Source organism: Rhodoferax sp. P2_H8_2 (assembly GCF_056403235.1).
Map to the genome: position 1 here is coordinate 23,212 of NZ_JBFUFW010000008.1, position 19,107 is coordinate 42,318.

Genomic DNA, 19,107 nt, shown 5'->3' on the forward strand with positions numbered 1-19,107 from the left:
CGACACCGTCAAATCCACTATGGACACCCAGCGCCCCGAAGCTCCCAACGAAATTGTGCTGAGCCGTATCGTGCGCGCCACGCAGGAGCAGGTGTGGCATGCCTTTGTCGATCCGCGGCAGGTCGCGCAGTGGTGGGGGCCCACAGGTTTTTCCACCCATATCGAAGAGATGGACGTGCGCGTAGGTGGCCACTGGAAGCACACCATGGTCGGCCCCGATGGCACACGTTATCCAAACAAAAGCACTTTCCAGGAACTGCTGCCATTCGAGCGCATCGTCTACAAACTCGGCGGCGGCAAGGAACATGGCAAAGGCACCAATTTTGTGGCCACCTGGACGTTTGAGGCAGTGGAGGGAGGCACCCGCATTACCGGCCGCATGGTGTTTCCCAGCGTGGAAGACCGCAACTTTGTGGTCTCTGAATTTGGCGCTGTCGAAGGCGGTAAACAGACCCTGGCGCGTCTGGATGCCTTTCTGGGCGACGCCTGATCCACCCCAAAAGCCCGCCACCGGCTCCGGGGCGGCAACTTCACACGCTTGCTCTATGATTAGCCCCTTGCGGCGCCACGGGCGCCTGCGCAAGGGCGGCCATCTGTGGGCAGCCCGTGAACTTTTTCCTGGAATTGAACATGCGTCTGCAATCTTTCAAAGTCATCGCCTCCATGTTGGTTGCTGCGGCAATCACTCTTGGTTGCGGCGGTGGCAGCTCGGCACCCCCTCCTCCCGGCCTGAAGGCAGTGGCAACGGAGTCGACCGTAACAGTGACATGGGACGCCAGCCCTGGCGTTGAATACTGGCTGTTTTATGCACCCACTGTTTACGCGCCCAAAGACAACTCCAATATGAGCCGTTGGTTCAATTTGCTCGGTGGCAACGTCATACTCAACTCAGCCAATCCCGCCGTCGTCACTGGGCTGGCGAACGACGCCAGCTATTCATTCACGGTCAACGGACGCACGGGAGGCGGCCCTGGCGGCCCTGCCGCGACCACAGTGACGGCAACTCCCCGACTGGCAGGCGCCACATGGACTGCGGGGACTTCGGCAACTGCGCAGGATTTGCGTGGATTGACATACAGCGGTACTTACGTTGCCGTTGGCACAGGCGGGGCTATTTTGTCCAGCACCAATGCATCGACATGGACCAGTGCCGTTTCGCCCACGACCAACACGCTCAATGGCGCTACGCAATTCGCCACATCGGTAGTTTCCGGCAGTACGTTGACCACCACGCTCAATTACTTGGCGGTGGGCGATGCGGGCACGGTGCTGTACAGCAATGACGCTGTGACCTGGACCGCAAAAACCAGTGGAACGACCAAAAATCTGTATGCCGCGGCCAACAATGGAACGCTCAGCGTGGCAGTGGGCGCGGGAGGCACCATCCTCACCAGCGCTGACAGCACGACCTGGACACCCGCTACTGCCAGTGGCACCACCAACGATCTGTATGCAGTTGCCACTGCCGGCGGCGTATGGTTTGCAACAGGCGCCAACGGCACTTTGGTGAAGAGCACCGACGGACTTACCTGGACGGCGGTCGCCACGGGCTCCACCGTCGATTTCCATGGCTTCGCCTATGGCACAAGCGTCACTACGACTTCGGGCCTGGCCTATGTTCTGGTGGGCAACGGCGGCACCGTTCTAACCAGTCCCGACACAACCACCTGGACTGCCCAGGTATTGCCCGGCGCAAGCAATCTGAATGCACTGGTTTTTGGCGCGCAATACGTCACAGTAGGTAATGGCGGGAAAATTTTCACCAGCACCGATGCCGTGACATGGACTGCAGTGACGAGCGGCACCACCAGCAATTTGCTGGCTCTGGTGCGTGGTACCTTTATGTACGCCACTACGGGCGCTGCAGGCACCAATCTGTCCAGCAAATAAGCCGCTCCGTCAGCATGCACGAGCCCCTGCTGACTTCCGCCCCGGATTTCCCGGAGCCGCTGGCCAATGCCCCGATGGGGCGGCCCACCGTTCGTTTCCTGTTCTCCCACCCAGCGCACTTCATCGCGCTGGGCGCGGGCTCGGGGCTATCGCGCATTGCACCTGGCACCTCCGGAACCCTGTGGGCCTGGGTGGTGTTCATTGCCCTGTCTCCATGGATGACGGATGCCGCATGGGGTTGGCTGATTGCCGCCAGTCTGCCCATCGGCTGGTGGTCCAGCACCCTGACGGCCAAACACATGGGCGTACTCGACCCGGGCAGCATCGTCTGGGACGAAGTCGTCGCGTTTTGGCTGGTCCTGTGGCTGATCATGCCCACCGGTTTGGTCGGCCAAGTGCTGGCGTTTGGCCTGTTCCGCTTTTTTGATGCAGTCAAACCCGGCCCGGTGGGCTGGGCAGACGCCTTGTTCCATGGCGTAGACCCACACACCGATCGCCAAGCCTGGCGCAAAGCGGGCTTTGGCATCATGCTGGATGATCTGGTTGCAGCGGGCTGCACGGTCCTGGTGATCGCCCTGTGGCGGGTTGCTTTTTAAGCCCATGGCATGAGCGATACGCTATTGTTTCAGGAGCTGCTTACGCAATCTCCATGCGCTCTACTGGCCGATTTGTTTGTGAAAAGACAATGGCAACTGGCCACTGCAGAGAGCTGCACGGGTGGCCTGATTGCCAGCCTGTGCACTGAACTGCCAGGCTCCAGCGCCTGGTTGGAGCGGGGTTTTGTGACCTACTCCAACGCCGCCAAGGCCGAGATGTTGGGTGTGGACCCCGCACTGATTGAAACGCACGGCGCTGTCAGCGAAGAGGTGGCCCGCGCGATGGCTGCAGGCGCTGTGGAGCATTCGCATGCGCAAGTCGCGCTGGCGGTGACGGGGATTGCCGGACCCACTGGCGGCAGCGCGTCCAAGCCCGTCGGCACCGTGTGGTTCGCATGGGCCACCCCGTCGGGATTGCACAGCGAAGTGCAACATTTCCCAGGCGACCGCAGCGCAGTGCGCAACGCTACAGCGCTGCACAGCCTACGCAAGCTGATTAATCTGCTGGGGGGCTAGCGGTTCAGGCTGCAGCCCGGCTGGCGTAACACTTCGCCGTAATGCCGTGATTTTTGCAACTTCTTCAATCCATGATTGAACGCCGCCATACGGGCGGCACTTTGCGGCAGTGTTTTGCTGAGCATCAAATGGGTTGTGAAGTTGTCAGTTAACAACTTCGGATGGGCCCGCAGCATCGCCACTTCGGCCGGCTGGAAATGCGCCGCCATCAGATAGCACGCCACATTGCGCTCCAACGGAACCAAGTCCAGACGTCCCGCCACCAACAAACGCAGATTGCTCAAATCGTCCGCAGCAAATTCCACCTTCAACGCCCCAGTTTTTTGCAATGCCCAAAACTCGGGCGTGTAGCTGTTGAATTTGGCAGCGCCAATACGCAAGCCTGACAAGTCGGTGAACTGCTTCCAGTCAAACTGGCGCATCGTCAATGCGTCCCGCCGGTACACAAACACCCATTGCTCGGTCAGCACGTTGTCGCTGATCAGAAACCCCGCATCGCGTGTCGGGTTGCGGCCCCAGTATGCGGTGCCATCCCATTTGCCGTCACGCGCTTCTTCCAGGGAGCGTGTCCAGGGTTTGAAAAAATATTGGACATCGATACCCTCATTGGCAAACGCACGGCGGATGATGTCCAGTGCAATGCCTTGGTCGGGGCGCTGTTCGGTCGCATAGGGCGGTAACTCACCCGTGGCCAAACGTAAAGTTTCGGCGGAAACGCCCGCGCAAATACCCGACCCCGCCAGGCAAAAGAATGCCAAGCGAAGCCAGTAACGCCAATGCCAACGGTGCGCCACAACAATCCTCTCTAATGGAGTCTGTCGGTATCATAGTCCGGACTTCAGCCTTGATTTACACAAACGGTTGATTTGAATTACCCTGCAAGCCATTTCTTTTTTGGAAGAGCACCATGCACCCCAATGCCCAAACCCTGCAGCGTTTCTACACCGCCTTTGCGGCGCTGGACGCCGACACGATGGCCGAGTGCTACGCTGAGAATGTCTCCTTCAGTGACCCGGTTTTCACGCTGCAGGGGCGGCGCGAAACCGCCGGCATGTGGCGCATGCTATCCGCTGCGACCCGGGCCAAAGGCTTGGCGCACTGGAAGTTGGAGTTCCGCGACATCACAGCGGATGCGCAAACCGGGCACGCACATTGGGAGGCGCATTACAAATTCAGCACCACGGGCCGCCTGGTGCACAACATCATCGATGCGGATTTCACCTTCACACCCGAAGGGCTGATTGCCACGCACAAGGACCATTTCAATTTTTGGCGCTGGTCGCGCCAGGCGCTGGGTGCACCGGGCCTGCTGATGGGCTGGACGCCGATGTTGCACAACAAGGTCAAAGCCACGGCACGCGGTAATCTGGACAAATTCCTCGCGAGTCAGCCTTAGCACCTCAGCCGTAGCGGCCCTGGCGCATCCACTTGGTGGCGATCCACTTTTCTCCGGTCACCACGGGGGCCCCACTGTGCAACGACAGGGGGTCCGTTTGGCCCAGGCTGTTGCAGTATTCAAAATAAACCGCTGAGCCCTTCTTCGGCGTGACCGACAGTCCGACGTCCGGGAACATGGTTTCGCCTCCGCCCTCGACATCGTTCAGGTAAATCACCAGCGTGCTGACACGCTGGCCGCCCTTGGCCAGATGCACCGCGCTGCCGGGGTCGCCCGGCGGAAAGTAATCAAAGTGCGGTTTGTACTCGGCGCCGACCTGGTAGTTCAGGATTTGCAGGCCTTCGCCGTTCTCGGCCGGACAGTTCATCACCACTGCAATGCGGTTTTCCAGCTGGCTGATGAACCCGGTCTCGCCGGCATTGAAGAAGGTGCCGTAACTGCTGCGTTCGGCAATCACCGTCTCAAGTCCGGTGGTCGGGTCGACAATGGTCGAGCGCTGTAGTTTGATGCGCGACAGGCGTATCAACTCGTCGCACTCGTCCATGCTGAACAGATCGTCCAACACTGCGATCACGGGTTTGCTCAGCCGCATGCTGACGTGTACTTCACGGTCGGCGGTTGCAATCACGTTGCCGCGCACCGTAAAGCGCGGCGCTTCGTAAACATATTGCGCCGTCTGGGTGACGGAGGCGATCGACCCTTCTTGCACTTGGGCAATGCACGCTGCGGCAAAGCCCGCTTCGAAATCGGCCTGCACCATCATCTCGACCATGCTGGGCACCGTGCAACCGCGCGCCAGGTTGTCCCGGATCCACTGTTGCCACTCGAGTGACAAGGGGTGCTTGCTCACCGCTTAGTACTCAAGCCCCGTGGCATTTCTTGAACTTCTTGCCGCTGCCACAGTGGCACAAGTCATTGCGACCCGGTGTTGCCTCCTTGCGGATGGTTTCCACACGGGGGCCGATGCCGCGCCACATTTCCCGCAAGTCATACACCGCCCACACAGCATCGGCAAACGCGTTGAAACGCTTCAGGCTGACACTGGGGATGCCTTCGTCGTCAAACACCGCCAAGGTAGGCGGATCGGTATCGTCTTCGGTCAACGCGACCATGGCCTGCAAACTGGCGTCCAGCCATTTTTGCGCCTGCTTGTCGCGCGGTGGCACCCATTCATCTGGCCAGCTCTCGACCGCATACATAAAGCCCAAAGCCCAGACTTGCGCGAACGAAGGCAGGTTCTCGCCCGCCATGTCAGCGCGCTCGGTCTCCGGCAGAGCCGCGACTGCACCGCGCACGTCCATCACTTCCGGGTGGTAGGCACGCTCGTCGTCCAGGCTTTCTACGGTGATGTCCAGCGCAGCGCTGATCTCGTTCCAGCGCCGCGCCCACAGATCCATGAACTCCTGCCGCTGCTCCTGGCTCGCAAAGCTGCCCAGTTCGCCATCGGCGTCGCCGCTGTCCAGCAACACCGGCAGGTACTCCTCGACAGGAATCACACGGCGGCTGACCACTAACGCGGCCATGAAGCCTTCACAAAACTCCCATTGCGGGGTTTCGTCGGCGCGGCTGCGCATCTCGTCAAGAATGGCGTCAATCTGGTCGAATTCTTCGGGACTCAACGCCGAGCCGTTGTCTTCGATCGGGGTGGGCGGGCTGGATTTAGGGTTCATGGGCTGTGCAAAAAGGATAGTGACTGGTATTGTCACGTACCCTGAGGAAACCTGTCCATGCTGCACACCCTGAATAACCTGTTCCCGATCCGCTATACGGCGATGGGTTTAAGCTGCTTTGCCTTGCTGCTGAGCATCTTCAGCCTGGTGGCATTCGGCGTAGGGGTGGGGCCGTTTTTGCTGTTTGCGGTGTTGGTCACAATCGGCATCTACGATCTACGGCAGCAAAAGCGCTCCATCCTGCGCAACTACCCCATCATCGGGCACCTGCGTTTCACGATGGAATTCATCCGGCCCGAGATCCGGCAGTATTTCATCGAGAGCGATACCGAAGCCAATCCGTTCTCGCGCGCGCAGCGCTCGCTGGTCTACCAGCGTGCCAAGGGCGACCCGGACAAGCGCCCGTTTGGCACCCAACTCGATGTGCACGCCGAAGGCTATGAATGGATGAACCATTCGGTCGCCCCCACCAAGCTGGCATCGCATGACTTTCGCATCACCATTGGCGCGCAACGGGCGCAGCCGTATAGCGCCAGCGTATTCAATATATCGGCCATGAGCTTCGGCGCGTTGAGCGCCAACGCCATCCAGGCGCTCAATGCCGGCGCCAAGCGCGGTGGTTTTGCCCATGACACGGGCGAGGGCTCGATCTCGGTGCACCACCGCAAGCACGGTGGCGATCTGATCTGGGAAGTGGCCTCCGGCTACTTTGGCTGCCGCAACGACGATGGCACGTTCAATGCCGAGAAGTTCGCCGAGAACGCGACAGACCCGCAAGTGAAGCTGATTGAGCTGAAGCTCAGCCAGGGCGCCAAACCGGGCCACGGCGGCATGCTGCCCGGCGCCAAGGTAACGCCCGAAATTGCGGCCGCACGCGGTATACCGGTCGGTGTGGACTGTATTTCACCGGCATCTCACAGCGCCTTTTCCACACCGGTGGAGATGATGCAGTTCATCGAGAAGCTGCGCACGCTCTCCGGTGGCAAGCCCACCGGTTTCAAGCTATGCATAGGCCATCCGTGGGAGTGGTTTGCGATGGTCAAGGCAATGCTGGTCACCGGCATCACGCCCGACTTCATCGTGGTGGACGGGGCCGAGGGCGGTACCGGTGCGGCACCGGTGGAGTTCACCGACCATGTCGGTTCACCGCTGCAGGAGGGCCTCCTGCTGGTGCACAACACGCTGCGCGGCGTCGGCCTGCGCGATCAGGTGAAGGTAGGCTGCGCTGGCAAGGTGGTCAGCGCATTCGACATTGCCCGGATGATGGCGCTGGGCGCCGACTGGTGCAACAGCGCGCGCGGCTTCATGTTCGCACTGGGCTGCCTGCAGGCGCAGACCTGCCACACTGGCCACTGCCCGACCGGTGTGACCACACAGGACCCGCTGCGCCAGCAGTCGTTGGTGGTGCCAGACAAGGCGGTGCGCGTCTACAACTTCCACCAGCAGACCCTGCATGCGTTGCAGGAGCTGGTGCAGGCTGCCGGCGTAGAGCACCCCAGCGAAATCACCGCCCACCACATCGTGCGTCGCGGCTCCGATAACAAAGTACGTTCGCTGGCACAAACCATCCTGACCCAGTTGCCTGACCGGTCGCTGCTGGAAAGCGATTTGCAGGCCCTGCCGGCGATCTACCGGTTGACCTGGCCGCAAGCTACGGCTGAGAGCTTTCTGCTCCAGGCAGACATACCCCAAAGATTGGCTGCGTAAGTGCAAAACCCAGGCGCCATGCCGCTATCTATTTCATAGCTACTTGCGCTTGCACACCAAGCGCCAGAAGCCTTTTTTGCATGCAAAGCACGGCGTTATCCTTGCTCAACAACATGGCCTTGTGTGCCACGGCCAGATCAATGAACTTCTGGTCATCGGCGTCCTTGCAAGTCACACTGGCTTTGGGTGCAACTGCCTGAGCGGCAACCAGCGCGTCAAAGTGCGCCAGCACTTGGATCGCACTGCGCTGGTGGTAGGCCAGGCTTTTAACGATCTGTGGATAGGCCAGCACCCGCTCCAGCTCTTCGCGCATGGCGGGTGTCGCAATCCATTGCAAAGTGCCTTGCTGCAAGGCAGCCAATAACGCGTGGGTCGTCGGATCTTCAAAAACAAACAGATCCAGAACGATATTGGTGTCCAGAACAATCACGGTTTGGCCACGTCACCCTTGGGCGCCATCTTGCCCGCCACCATGCTGAATTTGAACAGGCGACATTCAATCGGCCCATTCCACATCGGCACACGGCGTGACTCTTTGAGGCGCATCTTGCCGGGCAGCTTCAGGTCCGGTGTCAGCATCCACGCCGTCCAGCCCGCGTAATTTTTCTTCCAGTGACTCGCCAGCTGGCTGAAGAATTCGCCACCGTCTTCGGTGACTGCCGCTTCGCGCGCGCCAAAACGCGCTTCGTGTGCTGCGCCAGCGACGCCGCCGACATCAATCCGTTCACCATAGGGCGGGTTCAGCACCATCACGCCGCCACCTTCGATCGGCGGCATGCGCTGCAGCGCATCACCGCCGCGGAATTCGATCACATCGGCCACGCCCGCGCGCTCGGCGTTGCGCTGTGCAAAGTCCACCATGCGGTGCGATACATCGCTGCCGTAAATTAGGGCCTTTTGGCCTGGCTCCGGCTTGACGACGGCGGCAGCGGCTTCTGATTTGATAGCAGACCAGACATGGGGCTGGAACGGAACAAATTTCTCAAAGGCAAAACGACGCAGCGATCCAGGTGCAATATTGCAGGCAATCTGCGCCGCTTCAATCGCAATCGTGCCGCTGCCACAGCAGGGGTCGTACAGCGGCAGCAAGTCGTCATCGCCATCTGCCCAGCCGCTGGCGGCGATCATCGCAGCGGCCAGGGTTTCCTTCAGCGGCGCATCGCCCTTGTCTTCGCGCCAGCCGCGCTTGAACAGTGGCTCGCCCGAGGTGTCGATGTACAGCGAACAGCTGTCGGTGGTCAGGTGGGCATAGATGCGCACGTCGGGCCACTGGGTATTCACATCGGGGCGCACGCCGTTGGCCTTGTCGCGGAAGCGGTCGCAGACCGCATCCTTGATCTTCAGCGCAGCGAAGTTCAGGCTGGTCAGCGGGCTGTGCTGCGACGTGACTTCGACCTTGATGCTTTGCTTGGGCGTAAACCAGATTTCCCAGGCCACCTCGCTGGCGGCGCGGTACAGGTCCTGCTCATTGCGGTATTCGGTATACGAGAGTTGCACCAGCACGCGCTGCGCCAGACGGCTATGCAGGTTCAGCAGCATCGCGTCACGCCAGGAGCCGCGCGCCAATACGCCACCGCGGCGCGTCAGCAGGTCTTCACCCATCAGGCCTGTCGCTGCGTGTACTTCGGCGGCCAGCAGGTCCTCGACACCGGCGGCACAAGGTAAGAAAAGTTGGAGTTGCATCAGAGTGCCTTACGTAAAGATGCGGGAGCGATCTTCAGCCCCTCGCGGTATTTGGCCACGGTGCGGCGGGCGCATTCAATGCCCTGCTCCTTGAGCATCTCGGAAATCTGGTTGTCGCTCAAAGGCTTCTTGCTGCTCTCGGCGCTGATGAACTGCTTGATCAACGCACGTACGGCCGTGCTGGACGCATTGCCACCGGACTCGGTGCCCAGCCCTGAACCAAAGAAATACTTCAACTCAAAGGTACCAAACGGCGTTGCCATGTACTTGGCCGTGGTCACGCGGCTGATCGTTGACTCGTGCAGCCCCAATTCATCCGCAATCTCGCGCAGCACCAGTGGGCGCATCGCCAATTCGCCGTGCACAAAGAAGCTTTTTTGCCGCTCCACAATCGCCGTGCTGACACGCAAGATGGTGTCGAAGCGCTGCTGGATGTTCTTGATAAACCAGCGCGCTTCCTGCAGGCGCTGCTGCAGCCCCGCATGGCTGGAACTGGCCTTGTGGTTGCGCAGCACATTGGCGTAAATGTCATGCACCTTGAGGCGCGGCATCACATCCGGGTTCAACTGCACCCGGAATTTCGGACCCATGCCGCCAATCGTCTTGCCGACCTGCACCACCAACACGTCGGGGATTACGACGTTGCGCTCGACGTCGACAAAGCGCCGCCCCGGCTTGGGCTCCAGCCGGGCAATGCGGGCAATCGCTTCGCGCACCAGCGCGTCGCTGCCCGCTCCCAATTGCACCAGCCGTTTGATATCGCGCCGCGCCAGTAGCTCCATGGGCTGGCGGCAAATCTTCAAACCCACTTCCAGCACTTCGCGCTCGTCAGGGAAATCGTTGTCCAGTAACAGCGCGCGCAATTGCAAACGCAGGCATTCGCCCAGATCACGGGCGCCTACGCCCACCGGCTCCAGGCTGTGCAGCAGGCCCAGCGCCACCTGGAAGTGATGCACCAGGTCGTCCAACTGCTCGTCGCTGCCCGGCGTCAGGCTGCGCGCCAGGTTCTCCAGTGTGTCTTCCAGGTAGCCGTCGTCGTTCAGCGATTCAATCAGGAAGCGCAGCGCGGCGCGGTCTTCCTCTGACAGGCGCAGACGCAATGCCTGGCGGTGCAGATGGGCTTGCAGGCTCTCCTGCGAGCGCGCCAACGCCGTGGCGTCCTGCGTTTCGTCCTCGTCCCGGTTGTTCGTACGCGGGGCAGCATCACCACCCCATTCGCTGTCGTCAGCGGCGACACCCGTACCGCCATCGCCCTCCCAACCCATGCCATCATCGCCAGACAAAGGCACACTGTCGTCGTCTGTTTTGCCGTCAGCACCCGTCGCACCAGCGTAATCAGCTACAAAATCAGCAGCAACTTCAGATTCGCGGTCTCCGGTGCTGACAGGCGTATCCGCCGCCACCAGCCCATAGTCTTCGCGCTCGGCGCGTTCTTCGGTGAGTTCCAGAAACGGGTTTTCGTCCAGCATCTGCTCCACTTCCTGGCTGAGTTCCAGCGTGGAAAGCTGCAGCAGCCGGATCGACTGTTGTAGCTGGGGGGTTAGCGCCAGGTGTTGGGAGACGCGTAGGGATAAGCCCTGCTTCATCACATTTTGAAGTGCTCACCGAGATACACGCGGCGCACATCGGCGTTGTTCACGATCTCGGAGGGCGTACCCTCAGCCAGCACGTGGCCGTCGCTGATGATGTAGGCATGGTCACAGATGCCCAGCGTCTCGCGCACATTGTGGTCGGTGATCAACACGCCGATGCCACGTGCCTTCAGGAAATTGATGATGCGCTGGATCTCGATCACGGCGATTGGATCTATACCCGCGAACGGCTCGTCCAGCAGGATGAAGCGCGGCCGGGTTGCCAGTGCGCGGGCAATCTCCACGCGGCGGCGCTCACCTCCGGACAAGGCCAACGAGGGCGACTCACGCAGATGCTCCACACGCAGCTCCTGCAACAGCGACGTCAGGCGGGCTTCGATTTCCGGCTTCTTCAGCGGCTCACCATTCTCGTCACGCTGCAACTCCAGAACAGCGCGCACGTTGTCTTCGACATTGAGCTTGCGAAAGATGGATGCCTCTTGCGGCAGATAGCCCAGCCCCAAGCGCGCGCGACGGTGGATGGGCATGTGCTCGATCGACTGACCGTCGATCGTGATGTCACCTGCGCTGGCACGCAGCAGGCCTACGATCATGTAGAACGATGTGGTCTTGCCCGCACCATTGGGGCCCAGCAGACCAACCACCTCGCCAGTGCGCACCGCCAGAGACACATCCTTGACCACCAGCCGTTTGCCGTACGACTTTTGCAGATGGCGGGCTTCCAGTTTGCCTTGCGTGGAGTCAGCAAAAGGAATGCTTGCCTCAGGCGCCAACAGTTCGGTGCTCACCGCGCAGTTCCGCCCAAAGTCGTGGTCGCGCGCAATGCCGGACCGGGGGCAGATGCCGCAGGTGCAGTCGCTGGCGCTACATCCTGTTTGGGGGTCAGCACGGCACGTACACGGCCCGCGGGCGCACCCGTGGCGGTCTTGCCAGCGTTGCCGTCCACCGTGAACCGATCGGTCAGGTTTTCGTAGACGATGACAGCGCCCGTGATTTCGTCTGCCAACGCACTGCCACGCAAACGGCGCAACTGGGCTTTCTGGACAAAGCGCACGGTGTCGGCCTTGCCGTCGTACTCAATGGTGTCACCCTCGCCCTCAATGAATTCGTCCACGGTGTCGCGCTTTTGCCGGAAGAAGGCCCGGGCATCCGCCCCGCTGGTGACTACGCCGTATTGGTAACCTTCGGGGTCCTGGCGAACCTCAATCTTCGCGCCGCGCATCACGATGCTGCCCTTGGTAATGACCACCCGACCAGTAGCAATACTGATCTGCCGCACATCGTCGTAGCGCAGGGAATCTGCCTCGATATTCATCGGCTTGTTGCGGTCGGCCTTGTCGGCCCATGCCCAGCCGCTGGCCGCCATCAAGGCAACCAGAACCAGCGTACGAAAGGGGTTGTTTTTCATAAAGGCACGAAACTTGCTCTTGGGCGATGTCCCATTGTAACGAGCGCCCCGGGTATTCCCGGAGCTTTGTCGTGCCTGGCGCGCAAAGATTTTGCGCGGACCGTCCGAACGGGCTAGCCGTCTGCGTTGATTTTGGTGATCAGTTGCTGCAAAACAGCGTCAGCTTTGTCGTTGTCGATCTGGCAGGTACCTGCATTTTCGTGGCCGCCACCGCCATACGACAACATCAGTTCACCGATATTGGTCTTGGACGAGCGGTTCAGAATGGACTTACCGGTGGCATACACCGTGTTCTGCTTCTGCACACCCCACATCGCGTGGATGGAGATATTGGTCTCGGGGAACATCGCGTAAATCATGAAACGATTCACCGCATAGATGGTTTCCTCGTTGCGCAGGTCCAGCACCACCAGATTCTTGTAGACCTTGGCGCAGCGTTCAATTTGGTCGCGGGCCTGGGCGGTGTGGTCAAAATACAGATCCACCCGCTCGATCACGTCGGGCAATTGCAGTATTTCGTCGATGCTGTGGTTGCGGCAATACTGGATCAAATCCATCATCAACTGGTAGTTGCTGACGCGGAACTCGCGGAAACGGCCCAAGCCGGTACGGGAGTCCATCAGGAAGTTCAGCAGTACCCAGTCGGTGGGCTCCAGAATTTCGTCGCGATCAAACTGGGCAGAGTCACCTTTGTCCACCGCGTCCATCATGGCTTCGAAGCGTTGCGGGAACTTGGAGAAACCACCGTAGTGGTCAAACACCACGCGGGCGGCCGATGGCACGTCCGGATGGATGATGTGATTGGGGCGCTCGCCGGTATTGCGTACGGTTTCAGATGCGTGGTGGTCAAACGCCAGATGCACGCCAGGTACATAGGGCAGATTGGTGGTGATGTCGCGGTCCGACACGTCCACCTTGCCATCCTGCATATCTTTGGGGTGCACAAACTTGATGTCATCGATCAAGTCCATCTCATTGAGCAGCACTGCGCAGACCAAGCCGTCAAAGTCACTGCGGGTTACCAGTCGGTATTTCTCATGGGCCATGGCGCCTGCTCCGTTGTAATGTTGTGCGAATTATTCTAGCCCGCAACAGCAGGCCTTCAGGAAACTTACGCGCGCGCGGCGCGCAGATCCGCCACCAGCGACTCCACCACCAGCAGCGCCCTGTCCATATTGCCAGCCATGGGGCCATCGGTCAGGAAACGTCCAGCCACCCCGAGGGCGGGTACGCCTTCGAGCTTGTAAGCGTTTTGCAGCTGCGTTGCGCGGCTGGCCTTGGCCGCTACCGTGAAGGAGTTGTACTGCTCGACAAATTTGGCCTTGTCCACGCCTTGCCTGGACACCCACTCGGCGATGGCTTCCCCTTTGGATCGGATGGGCAGACTTCGTTCGCGATGAATCGCAGAAAACACTTTGGCGTGCAGCTTGTCGATCAGCCCCATCTCTTCCAGCGCGTAATACAGGCGTTGCAGTGGGACAAAGCTGTCATCGAAAGCTGCAGGAGCCCGACGGAACGCAATGTCGTTGGGTAAACGTTTCAGCCAGGCATCCAGGATGGGCTCAAACGCGTTGCAGTGGGGACAGTCGTACCAGAAGAACTCCACCACCTCGATCTTGCCCGCCGGCGCATCTACGGGTGCCTTCGGATCGATGACCGCATAGTGCGTTCCGGCTATTGGTTTGCCGCCCTGCGCCAGAGCGCCGCTGGCCAACGACAGCGCAGCTGCGCCGGCAACGACGGCGGAAAAATCACGACGTTTCATACGCTTGGCTCCAATCCTCTAGGCAGTTGGGAACAGGGCTGATGATCTGCCCTGCAAACAGTTACTTTTGTACGCGCACCAAAGCCGTTTCCAGCCCTGCTTTTTCCAGCTTTTCCTTGGCGCGCTCGCCGTCGTCTTTCTTGTCAAACGGCCCGACGCGCACACGGTACACCATCTTGCCCGATTGTTCGCGCTCCGAAATTTTGGACTCAATCCCGCTGAGGGATAGCTTGGCACGGTGGGCCTCAGCATCTTCCTGCTTCTGGAAGGCGCCAATTTGCACAAAGTAGCTGAAGGCATCGCCTTCGTTGATAGCCGCCTTGGCTCTGGCCAGATCGCCCAGCGGATCTGCCGATACCGCAGGCTTGAGTTCGCCTTTGGCATCCGCTTTTGCATCGGCCTTTGCTTCTGGTTTCGCCGGCGCTTTGCCAGCATCCTTGGCGTCGGCCTTGCCAGCCGTTTTGGCCGGCTCTTCAGGGACCGGTGCGGGCGGAGGTTTGACCGGGTTCTTGCCGTACAAAGGCGCGTTCGGATCCCAGTCCTTGTTCTTTTTGGCTTCAGCCTCGTCCTGATCGCTGGAGCGGCTTTGGCCCTTGTTCATGAAAGGGACGGGGACTTTGGTCACGTACACGGCCACCGCCAGTGCGGCGGCGAGCCCTACGACCACGCCGACGATGAATCCCACCAGGGTATTACCACGTTGCAATTTCATCCGTTGCTTTCTCAATCAGTTGGGTTCAGAGCACATCGCTTACGCGAGTGGTCTGACCCGCAAGTTATTACATTTTTGCCGGCGCACTCACGCCCAGCACTGCCAAACCATTGTGCAGCACCTGCGCCGTCGCTGCGACCAGGGCCAGGCGTGCCAGTTTGATCTGCTCGTCGTCCACTAGGATGCGTTCTGCATCGTAATAGCTGTGGTAGCTCGCAGCCAGTTCGCGAAGGTAAAAGGTCACGTCGTGTGGCGCAAAGCCCTCAGCGGCGGCCGTCAGCATCTCCGGGAACTTGGCCAGCAGCAGCATCAAGGACAGCGCCTGCGGGCTGGTCAGCGGGCTCAGGTCGACAGACTTCAGCTGTGCGGCATCACCGCCCCAGGCCGCCAGCACCGAGCAGATGCGCGCATGCGCGTACTGCACGTAGTAAACCGGGTTGTCGTTGTTCTTGGCAACGGCCAAGTCCACGTCGAAGGTGTATTCGGTATCGGGCTTGCGCGACAGCAGGAAGAAACGCACCGCGTCCTTGCTGGTCCATTCGATCAGGTCGCGCAGTGTGACGTAGCTGCCCGCACGCTTGGAAATCTTGACCTCTTCACCGCCTTTGACCACGCGCACCATGGTGTGCAACACATAGTCCGGATAGCCGAGCGGGATGCCGACATTGGCCGCCTGCAGCCCTGCGCGTACCCGGGCAATGGTGCCGTGGTGGTCTGTGCCCTGGATGTTGATGACCTTGGTGAAACCCCGCTCCCATTTGGCGATGTGGTACGCCACATCGGGCACGAAGTAGGTGTAGCTGCCGTCCTGCTTGCGCATCACACGGTCTTTGTCATCGCCGTAGTCGGTGGACTGCAGCCACAGCGCACCGTCTTTTTCATAGGTCTTGCCAGACTTTTGCAGGCGCGCCACCGCATCGTCCACTTTGCCGCTGGTGTAGAGGCTGGACTCCAGGTAGTAGTGATCAAACTTGACCGCAAAGGCTTGCAGGTCCAGATCCTGCTCGTGGCGCAAATAGGCCACGGCGAACTGCCGCATGCCGTCCAGATCGTTGATGTCGCCGCTGGCGGTGTATTCGCGGTCATCGGATTTGACGGTCTTGCCGGCCAGGAAGTCGGCGGCGATGTCCGCGATGTAGTCCCCGTTGTAGGCCTGCGCGTTCTCACCACTGGGCCACTGGGCATCGCCTGGCTTGAAACCCTGGGCACGCAAGTGCGTGCTGGTCGCCAGCGTGTTGATCTGCACGCCAGCATCGTTGTAATAAAACTCGCGGTGCACGTTCCAGCCCTGGGTCTGGAACAGGCTGCAAATGGCGTCTCCCAGCGCTGCCTGGCGGCCGTGGCCCACGTGCAGCGGTCCGGTCGGGTTGGCTGACACAAACTCCACCAGCAGGCGCTGACCGTTGGACGGTTGTTCGCCAAAGTGCGTGGCCTGGGTCAGAACTTCCTGCACCACTTGCTGCTTGGCCTCGGGCTTGAGGCGGAAATTGATAAAGCCGGGGCCGGCAATCTCGATTGCTTCAACCCAGCGCTGAAACGCGGGGTGCGCCAGCAGGTTGCTACGCAGCGTTTCCGCCAGTTGTCGCGGGTTTTGTTTCAGCGGTTTGGCCAGCTGCATCGCAGCCGTAGTGGCCAGATCGCCATGCGCCGCCACTTTGGGGGATTCAAAGGCCGCTTTTTCGCCCGCACCGGGCGACAGAGTTTCGAGGGTGGAGGCCAGCGCCTCGAGTAGTTCTTTTTTGACAGACAGCATGCCGCGATTTTACGGGCAGGTCCGCAGCAACCCCTGTATTACTGCTCTGCGGGTCGGCCGCATTGCCAGTACGCGCGTTATGTGCTGGAATCTCATTCGGGATTTTCACCTCGGCAGGAATGCCACAACCAACAGGAAATGCTATGAAAAAACTGATCTCTCTCATGGTGATGGGCTTGGCCCTTGCAGTTGGCAGCGCACATGCGGCAGACGACAAGGCCGCTGCGGGCAAGAAGAGCAAGCTGGCTACCTGTAGCTCCGAAGCCAAAGGGCTGAAGGGTGACGAATACAAGAAAAAACGCGATGAATGCATGAAGGCCGATGCACCCGCAGCCGCCGCTTCAGCCGCCGTCGCCGCCAGCCCCGCATGCGACAAGTCAGCTGCCGACAAGAAGCTGCATGGCGCCGCCAAAACTGCGCACATCAAGAAGTGCATGGCCGACGCGAAGTAAAGGCACATGCCTCTGCGAAGCCCGCGTCACCGCGGGCTTTTTTTATGCCTGTTGCGCCAGTACCAGTCCAAGAAACAACGTAAAGCCCAACCAGTGGTTGGCCCGAAAAGCTCGGAAACACCCATCGCGCGAACGTTTCCAAATTAGGCCAGCATGCCAAACCACTTGGGCCACAGCTGCAGCCCAGCCCAGCCACCACTGGGACGAGGGCACCACATGCAACAGAACCGCGGCCCACAGCGTCAGATACACGCCATAAAACAACAAGATCGCTGTCACATCCCAGCGCCCCAAAGTAATGGCCGAGGTCTTGATGCCGATCTTCAAATCATCATCACGGTCCACCATTGCGTACTCGGTGTCGTAGGCCAGCACCCAAAAGAGGTTGCCCAGCCACAAGCCCCATGCGTACAGCGGCACGCTGTGCTGCACCGCGACAAATGCCATCGGAACGCCAAAGCTGAACGCCACACCCAACACCGCCTGCGGCATGGACAAATAGCGCTTCGCATAGGGATATGCCAGCGTCACTGCCAGCGCCGCGACCGACCACATCACCACCAGACGGTCTGTCGTCAACACCAGGCCAAAGGCGAGCAGGGCCAACACCGCGCCAACGGCCAATGCCTCACGCACCGACACCGCGCCGCTGGTCACGGGGCGTTGCGCAGTCCGTTTCACATGGCGGTCAAACGCGCGGTCGGCCACGTCGTTGATGCAGCAACCAGCGCTGCGCATCAGGATCGTGCCAAGTGTGAACACGGTCAGCAGATGCCACCCCGGGAAACCGCCGCTGGCAAGCCACAGCGCACTGAGCGTGGGCCAGAGCAGTAGCAGCCAGCCCGCTGGGCGGTTCCAACGGATCAGATCGAGGTACAGGGAAATTCTTTCAGCCATGAAGTTGCTATTATTTTTGTAGCTGCTTACGCACATTCTGCGGGCTTCAGAGGCCGATTTGGCTCCAAATTACGAAAGGCGAGTAACTCCGGGGAGTTCGCAGGCATAGATCGCGTTGCGCAGTGCGGCGATGGCTTCGTAACGCGTAAAGCTGCGCCGCCATGCCAGCACGATGCGGCGTGTGGGCGGAGGCAACTTGCCGTCCTGCACCGGCAGGTATTTCACAAACGGTTCATCGCCTCGGCGCTTCTTGGAGGTCATCGCATCCTTGGGCACACTCAGGCGCGGCACCAGTGTGATGCCCATGCCCGCGGCCACCATGTGCTTGATGGTCTCTAGTGACGAGCCCTCAAAACTCTTGCGTATGCCTTCGGTGTCGCTGGAGAAGCGCGCGAACTCGGGGCATACCTCCAGAACGTGGTCGCGAAAACAATGGCCGTTGCCCAGCAGCAGCATGGTTTCCTTCTTCAGCTCTTCGGTGGTCACGCTGTCTTGTTTGGCCAGTGCATGGCTTGTGGGCACGGCGGCAAAAAACGGCTCGTCGTACAGCTGCGCAATCGCGAGGCCGGTGTCCGGAAAAGGCTCCGCCAGAATCGCGCAATCGATTTCGCCGGTGCGCAGCATGTCCAGCAATTTGACGGTAAAGTTTTCCTGCAACATCAAAGGCATCTGCGGACTGTGAGTAATCACCTGACGTACAAGATCCGGCAACAGGTACGGTGCGATCGTGTAGATGACACCCAGCTTCAACGAGCCGGCCAGCGGGTCTTTGCCACGCTTGGCGATGTCCTTGATATTGGCCGCCTGCTCCAACACGCTTTGCGCCTGGCGGACGATCTCTTCACCCAACGGCGTGACCGTGACTTCGTTGGCGCTGCGCTCGAAGAGCTTGACGTCCAGCTCCTCTTCCAGCTTCTTGACGGCCACCGACAGCGTGGGCTGCGACACGTAGCAAGCCTCGGCCGCTTTGCCGAAGTGCCGCTCCCGCGCGACCGCCACAATGTATTTGAGTTCCGTCAGGGTCATGCCGCTATTGTCTACCCAACGGCACGCCCCTATGTCACGCTTGG

21 protein-coding genes are annotated in these 19,107 nt (G+C 60.2%); 7 read left to right on the forward strand and 14 right to left on the reverse strand.

Going from position 1 to position 19,107, the window contains the following annotated elements:
• Positions 1 to 19: 19 nt before the first annotated feature.
• The 4 genes from AC1DV6_RS14180 (at position 20) to AC1DV6_RS14195 (ending at position 3,002) form a co-directional block, all read left to right on the forward strand.
• A complete protein-coding gene (locus AC1DV6_RS14180; protein WP_477978440.1) occupies positions 20 to 490 on the forward strand; it encodes an SRPBCC domain-containing protein in 471 nt (156 codons plus the stop codon).
• 140 nt (positions 491 to 630) lie between these two features.
• Positions 631 to 1,890 carry a WD40/YVTN/BNR-like repeat-containing protein gene (locus AC1DV6_RS14185; RefSeq protein ID WP_477978442.1) on the forward strand — a complete coding sequence of 420 codons (1,260 nt, stop codon included), beginning with the start codon at positions 631 to 633 and terminating at the stop codon, positions 1,888 to 1,890.
• A 14-nt stretch (positions 1,891 to 1,904) separates the two neighbouring features.
• The gene (locus AC1DV6_RS14190; RefSeq protein ID WP_477978444.1) at positions 1,905 to 2,486 is read left to right on the forward strand and encodes a phosphatidylglycerophosphatase A family protein; all 582 of its coding nucleotides are present in this window, start codon (positions 1,905 to 1,907) and stop codon (positions 2,484 to 2,486) included.
• Between the two features lie 9 nt (positions 2,487 to 2,495).
• Positions 2,496 to 3,002 (forward strand): CinA family protein, encoded by a 507-nt coding sequence (locus AC1DV6_RS14195; RefSeq protein ID WP_477978446.1) that lies wholly within the window; start codon positions 2,496 to 2,498, stop codon positions 3,000 to 3,002.
• On the opposite strand, the gene AC1DV6_RS14200 is transcribed toward AC1DV6_RS14195, so the two are convergent.
• Complete coding sequence (locus AC1DV6_RS14200; protein WP_477978448.1) at positions 2,999 to 3,697, reverse strand: substrate-binding periplasmic protein; 699 nt, start codon at positions 3,695 to 3,697, stop codon at positions 2,999 to 3,001. The two genes, AC1DV6_RS14195 and AC1DV6_RS14200, sit on opposite strands and share 4 nt — an antisense overlap.
• Before the next feature lie 212 nt (positions 3,698 to 3,909).
• On the opposite strand from AC1DV6_RS14200, the gene AC1DV6_RS14205 reads away from it, so the two are divergent.
• Complete coding sequence (locus AC1DV6_RS14205; protein WP_477978450.1) at positions 3,910 to 4,398, forward strand: nuclear transport factor 2 family protein; 489 nt, start codon at positions 3,910 to 3,912, stop codon at positions 4,396 to 4,398.
• A gap of 4 nt (positions 4,399 to 4,402) precedes the next feature.
• Here the strand turns inward: AC1DV6_RS14205 and AC1DV6_RS14210 are convergent, their stop codons facing one another.
• Together AC1DV6_RS14210 and AC1DV6_RS14215 are read right to left on the reverse strand one after the other, a co-directional pair.
• A complete protein-coding gene (locus AC1DV6_RS14210) occupies positions 4,403 to 5,233 on the reverse strand; it encodes a 2OG-Fe(II) oxygenase (protein WP_477978452.1) in 831 nt (276 codons plus the stop codon).
• Positions 5,234 to 5,258: 25 nt separating this feature from the next.
• Positions 5,259 to 6,068, reverse strand: a complete 810-nt coding sequence (locus AC1DV6_RS14215) for a UPF0149 family protein (RefSeq protein WP_477978454.1) — start codon at positions 6,066 to 6,068, stop codon at positions 5,259 to 5,261.
• A gap of 57 nt (positions 6,069 to 6,125) precedes the next feature.
• Here AC1DV6_RS14215 and AC1DV6_RS14220 point away from each other — a divergent pair, with 57 nt between their 5' ends.
• Complete coding sequence (locus AC1DV6_RS14220) at positions 6,126 to 7,775, forward strand: FMN-binding glutamate synthase family protein (protein WP_477978456.1); 1,650 nt, start codon at positions 6,126 to 6,128, stop codon at positions 7,773 to 7,775.
• A 28-nt stretch (positions 7,776 to 7,803) separates the two neighbouring features.
• Here the strand turns inward: AC1DV6_RS14220 and AC1DV6_RS14225 are convergent, their stop codons facing one another.
• The 9 genes from AC1DV6_RS14225 to argS form a co-directional block, all read right to left on the reverse strand.
• Positions 7,804 to 8,205, reverse strand: a complete 402-nt coding sequence (locus AC1DV6_RS14225) for a putative toxin-antitoxin system toxin component, PIN family (RefSeq protein WP_477978458.1) — start codon at positions 8,203 to 8,205, stop codon at positions 7,804 to 7,806.
• Complete coding sequence (locus AC1DV6_RS14230; RefSeq protein WP_477978724.1) at positions 8,202 to 9,461, reverse strand: THUMP domain-containing class I SAM-dependent RNA methyltransferase; 1,260 nt, start codon at positions 9,459 to 9,461, stop codon at positions 8,202 to 8,204. Before AC1DV6_RS14230 ends, AC1DV6_RS14225 begins: the two co-directional genes overlap by 4 nt.
• Entirely contained in the window at positions 9,458 to 11,044 is a 1,587-nt protein-coding gene (gene rpoN / locus AC1DV6_RS14235) for an RNA polymerase factor sigma-54 (RefSeq protein ID WP_477978460.1), read from the reverse strand. The genes AC1DV6_RS14230 and rpoN overlap by 4 nt, the downstream gene beginning before the upstream one ends.
• Positions 11,044 to 11,838: an LPS export ABC transporter ATP-binding protein gene (gene lptB / locus AC1DV6_RS14240; protein WP_477978462.1), complete on the reverse strand. Its 795-nt coding sequence runs from the start codon at positions 11,836 to 11,838 to the stop codon at positions 11,044 to 11,046. Before lptB ends, rpoN begins: the two co-directional genes overlap by 1 nt.
• Positions 11,835 to 12,458 carry a lipopolysaccharide transport periplasmic protein LptA gene (lptA, locus tag AC1DV6_RS14245; protein WP_477978464.1) on the reverse strand — a complete coding sequence of 208 codons (624 nt, stop codon included), beginning with the start codon at positions 12,456 to 12,458 and terminating at the stop codon, positions 11,835 to 11,837. The genes lptB and lptA overlap by 4 nt, the downstream gene beginning before the upstream one ends.
• 113 nt (positions 12,459 to 12,571) lie before the next feature.
• On the reverse strand, positions 12,572 to 13,504 hold the full coding sequence (locus AC1DV6_RS14250) for an exopolyphosphatase (protein ID WP_477978466.1): 933 nt from the start codon (positions 13,502 to 13,504) through the stop codon (positions 12,572 to 12,574).
• Positions 13,505 to 13,569: 65 nt separating this feature from the next.
• The gene (locus AC1DV6_RS14255; protein ID WP_477978468.1) at positions 13,570 to 14,223 is read right to left on the reverse strand and encodes a thiol:disulfide interchange protein DsbA/DsbL; all 654 of its coding nucleotides are present in this window, start codon (positions 14,221 to 14,223) and stop codon (positions 13,570 to 13,572) included.
• Between the two features lie 61 nt (positions 14,224 to 14,284).
• Complete coding sequence (locus AC1DV6_RS14260; protein WP_477978470.1) at positions 14,285 to 14,935, reverse strand: SPOR domain-containing protein; 651 nt, start codon at positions 14,933 to 14,935, stop codon at positions 14,285 to 14,287.
• A gap of 67 nt (positions 14,936 to 15,002) precedes the next feature.
• Complete coding sequence (argS, locus tag AC1DV6_RS14265) at positions 15,003 to 16,688, reverse strand: arginine--tRNA ligase (protein ID WP_477978472.1); 1,686 nt, start codon at positions 16,686 to 16,688, stop codon at positions 15,003 to 15,005.
• Positions 16,689 to 16,831: 143 nt separating this feature from the next.
• Here argS and AC1DV6_RS14270 point away from each other — a divergent pair, with 143 nt between their 5' ends.
• Positions 16,832 to 17,140 carry a hypothetical protein gene (locus AC1DV6_RS14270; RefSeq protein ID WP_477978474.1) on the forward strand — a complete coding sequence of 103 codons (309 nt, stop codon included), beginning with the start codon at positions 16,832 to 16,834 and terminating at the stop codon, positions 17,138 to 17,140.
• Between the two features lie 42 nt (positions 17,141 to 17,182).
• Here the strand turns inward: AC1DV6_RS14270 and ubiA are convergent, their stop codons facing one another.
• Positions 17,183 to 18,037, reverse strand: coding sequence for a 4-hydroxybenzoate octaprenyltransferase (gene ubiA, locus AC1DV6_RS14275; RefSeq protein ID WP_477978476.1), 855 nt, complete (start codon positions 18,035 to 18,037; stop codon positions 17,183 to 17,185).
• 69 nt (positions 18,038 to 18,106) lie between these two features.
• Entirely contained in the window at positions 18,107 to 19,063 is a 957-nt protein-coding gene (locus AC1DV6_RS14280; RefSeq protein ID WP_477978478.1) for a LysR substrate-binding domain-containing protein, read from the reverse strand.
• Between the last annotated feature and the right edge of the window lie 44 nt (positions 19,064 to 19,107).